Annotated in this window: 2 rRNA genes; both read left to right on the forward strand. The window is 50.1% G+C overall.

The features are described from left to right. The first annotated feature begins 140 nt into the window (after positions 1 to 140). Positions 141 to 3,059, forward strand: a 23S ribosomal RNA gene (locus JCM13996_RS10190). A 104-nt stretch (positions 3,060 to 3,163) separates the two neighbouring features. Further along, positions 3,164 to 3,280, forward strand: a 5S ribosomal RNA gene (gene rrf / locus JCM13996_RS10195). Positions 3,281 to 3,283 lie beyond the last annotated feature (3 nt).

Genomic DNA, 3,283 nt, shown 5'->3' on the forward strand with positions numbered 1-3,283 from the left:
TGTTTGTACTTTGAAAACTGGATATCATTGATTTTAAGTTTTAAATGCCGAGAACACAGCGTATTTGTGCGAGTTTCTGATGCTGACCGCAAGGTCAGTGAAATTCGAATCGCGATAACCGACAAATTTATATTTGTCTAGGTTAAGTTACAAAGGGCGCACGGTGAATGCCTTGGCACTAGGAGCCGATGAAGGACGGGACTAACACCGATATGCTTCGGGGAGCTGTACGTAAGCTTTGATCCGGAGATTTCCGAATGGGGCAACCCAACTTGAGTGATCAAGTTATCACATAGTGAATTCATAGCTATGTTGAAGGTAGACGCGGGGAACTGAAACATCTAAGTACCCGCAGGAAGAGAAAGAAAAATCGATTCCCTTAGTAGCGGCGAGCGAAACGGGAAGAGCCCAAACCAAAGAGCTTGCTCTTTGGGGTTGTAGGACTGAACATTGGAGTTACCAAAGTAAGTGATAGACGAAGTTAGCTGGAAAGCTACGCGAAACAAGGTGAAAGCCCTGTAGTCGAAATTGCTTACCCTCCGTTCAGGATCCTGAGTACGGCGGAGCACGTGAAATTCCGTCGGAATCCGGGAGGACCATCTCCCAAGGCTAAATACTCCCTAGTGACCGATAGTGAACCAGTACCGTGAGGGAAAGGTGAAAAGCACCCCGGAAGGGGAGTGAAATAGTTCCTGAAACCGTGTGCCTACAATTAGTCGAAGCCCGTTAATGGGTGACGGCGTGCCTTTTGTAGAATGAACCGGCGAGTTACGTTATCATGCGAGGTTAAAGTGAAAAGCTGAAGCCGTAGCGAAAGCGAGTCTGAACAGGGCGCCTAAGTATGATGATGTAGACCCGAAACCAAGTGACCTACCCATGTCCAGGTTGAAGGTGTGGTAAAACGCACTGGAGGACCGAACCCGTATATGTTGAAAAATGTTGGGATGAGATGTGGGTAGCGGTGAAATTCCAAACGAACTTGGAGATAGCTGGTTCTCTCCGAAATAGCTTTAGGGTTAGCCTCGGATGATGAATAGCGGAGGTAGAGCACTGTTTGGACTAGGGGCCCATCATGGGTTACTGAATTCATATAAACTCCGAATGCCGCATATTTTAGTCCGGGAGTCAGACAGTGAGCGATAAGGTCCATTGTCGAAAGGGGAACAGCCCAGATCACCAGTTAAGGTCCCTAAATCTATGCTAAGTGGAAAAGGATGTGGCGTTGCACAGACAACTAGGATGTTGGCTCAGAAGCAGCCACCATTTAAAGAGTGCGTAATAGCTCACTAGTCGAGTGACGCTGCGCCGAAAATATACCGGGGCTTAAGCATAGTACCGAAACTGTGGGTGTCCACTACGTGGACGCGATAGGAGAGCGTTCTAAGTGCGTTGAAGGTCGATCGTGAGGACGACTGGAGCGCTTAGAAGTGAGAATGCCGGTATGAGTAGCGAAAGACAGGTGAGAATCCTGTCCACCGTATGACTAAGGTTTCCTGGGGAAGGCTCGTCCTCCCAGGGTTAGTCGGGTCCTAAGGCGAGGCCGAGAGGCGTAGTCGATGGCAAACAGGTTGAGATTCCTGTACTAGATTATTTTGTTTGAGCGATGGAGGGACGCAGGAGGCTAAAGCATGCATCCGGCTGGAAATGGATGTCCAAGCGCCAAGTCTTGAAGCGAGTGAAATGCTTACTTCTATAAGGACAAGACGTGATGGGGAGCGAAATTTAAGTAGCGAAGTGCTTGATGTCACACTGCCGAGAAAAGCTTCTAGTGAGAAATAATCTACCCGTACCGCAAACCGACACAGGTAGTCGAGGAGAGTATCCTCAGGTGTGCGAGCGAACTCTCGTTAAGGAACTCGGCAAAATAGCCCCGTAACTTCGGAAGAAGGGGTGCTGACCGCAAGGTCAGCCGCAGTGAATAGGCCCAAACAACTGTTTATCAAAAACACAGGTCTCTGCTAAATCGTAAGATGACGTATAGGGGCTGACGCCTGCCCGGTGCTGGAAGGTTAAAAGGATGAGTTAGCGTAAGCGAAGCCCAGAATTGAAGCCCCAGTAAACGGCGGCCGTAACTATAACGGTCCTAAGGTAGCGAAATTCCTTGTCGGGTAAGTTCCGACCTGCACGAAAGGCGTAATGATTTGGGCACTGTCTCAACGAGAGACTCGGTGAAATTATAGTACCCGTGAAGATGCGGGTTACCCGCGACAGGACGGAAAGACCCCATGGAGCTTTACTGTAGCTTGATATTGAGTGTTTGTACCGCTTGTACAGGATAGGTAGGAGCCGTAGAAACCGGAACGCTAGTTTCGGTGGAGGCGTTGGTGGGATACTACCCTTGCTGTATGAACGCTCTAACCCACGCCGCTCAGCGCGGCGGGAGACAGTGTCAGGTGGGCAGTTTGACTGGGGCGGTCGCCTCCTAAAATGTAACGGAGGCGCCCAAAGGTTCCCTCAGAATGGTTGGAAATCATTCGCAGAGTGTAAAGGTATAAGGGAGCTTGACTGCGAGACTGACAAGTCGAGCAGGGACGAAAGTCGGGCTTAGTGATCCGGTGGTTCTGTATGGAAAGGCCATCGCTCAACGGATAAAAGCTACCCTGGGGATAACAGGCTTATCTTCCCCAAGAGTCCACATCGACGGGAAGGTTTGGCACCTCGATGTCGGCTCATCGCATCCTGGGGCTGTAGTCGGTCCCAAGGGTTGGGCTGTTCGCCCATTAAAGCGGTACGCGAGCTGGGTTCAGAACGTCGTGAGACAGTTCGGTCCCTATCCGTCGCGGGCGCAGGAAATTTGAGAGGAGCTGTCCTTAGTACGAGAGGACCGGGATGGACATACCGCTGGTGTACCAGTTGTGCCGCCAGGCGCATCGCTGGGTAGCTACGTATGGACTGGATAAACGCTGAAAGCATCTAAGCGTGAAGCCACCCTCAAGATGAGATTTCCCATTCCTTTATGGAAGTAAGACCCCTGAGAGATGATCAGGTAGATAGGTTGGAAGTGGAAGTACAGTGATGTATGGAGCGGACCAATACTAATCGGTCGAGGACTTAACCAAATGGTTGAATACGTCGGATTCAACCGCGACACAGATACGCGTTCTATGGTAAACTTAAAGCAATGATAGCCAGTTTTGAGGGTATAAACTCTCAAACAAAATAGTGTGGTGGCGATAGCGAGAAGGATACACCTGTTCCCATGCCGAACACAGAAGTTAAGCTTCTCTACGCCGATAGTAGTTGGTGGGAAACTGCCTGCGAGGGTAGGAAGCTGCCACGCTTT

The sequence above is a fragment of the Lacticaseibacillus thailandensis DSM 22698 = JCM 13996 genome (assembly GCF_001312865.1).
GTDB classification, from domain to species: Bacteria; Bacillota; Bacilli; order Lactobacillales; family Lactobacillaceae; genus Lacticaseibacillus; species Lacticaseibacillus thailandensis.